General features: G+C 39.3%; 1 protein-coding gene. It reads right to left on the bottom strand.

Annotation, left to right across the window (positions count from 1 at the left end; translation table 11 throughout):
* Nucleotides 1-870, bottom strand: an 870-nt coding sequence (locus tag L323_RS0121290; RefSeq protein ID WP_031342556.1) for a non-ribosomal peptide synthetase, incomplete at both ends; no start/stop codon positions are given.

Below are 870 nucleotides of genomic sequence, written 5' to 3'. Positions count from 1 at the left end.
CATGGGATAGTATTCCTTCACAGCAACAGCAGAAATAGGGTTATATTCGTTTGTCGCACATCGATTTACTGCACCAGCTATCTTTTCCGGTGTTCGGTATAAGAAAATATCCTTGTGTGACAGACGGACTCTTGCTTTTTCTTCAATCAGGTTAACAAGCATTGTTGCTCTTAAAGAATGTCCTCCTAATTCAAAGAAGGAATCAAATATGCCTACCTTGTCTAATTTTAAAACCTCACAAAACACCTCGCATATTACATGTTCCAATTTATTCCTTGGTGCTTTATATCCGCCAGTACTAACTTCAATAGCCGGTAATGTTTTTTTGTCAACCTTCCCGTTTCTATTTAGGGGTATGTTATCAAGCTGCATTAAATATGCCGGAATCATATAGTCTGGCAGGCTTTTAGCAATAATATTCCTAATTTCTTCCGAATTTATTTTTTCAGTTGAAACCATGTATGCGAATATTGCTTTTTCTCCTTTTGAATCTTCCCGAACGATAACAGCGGCATCCGTAATATAATCAATCTTTCTGATTACATTCTCTATCTCTCCCAACTCAATACGGTATCCTCTTATCTTTACCTGCTCGTCTATTCTTCCGAGATACTCGATATTTCCATCAGGAAGCCATCTAGCCAGATCTCCTGAGCGGTAGATTTTACCCATTCCGTAAGGGTTGTCAATGAATCTCTCATGGGTCAGCTCAGGACGTTTCAAGTACCCTCTTGCTATTCCGGCACCTGCAATACACAATTCTCCCGGCATTCCGATACCGCATAAATCCGTACCGTTTAATATGTAAACCTTTGTATTTGGTATTGGTTTGCCAATCGGAATGCTGTCTCTTACAGCTTCACATTTTTT

Source organism: Ruminiclostridium papyrosolvens C7 (genome assembly GCF_000421965.1).
Classification (GTDB): Bacteria; Bacillota; Clostridia; order Acetivibrionales; family DSM-1351; genus Ruminiclostridium; species Ruminiclostridium papyrosolvens_A.
This window is presented reverse-complemented; position numbering and strand designations above follow the sequence as displayed.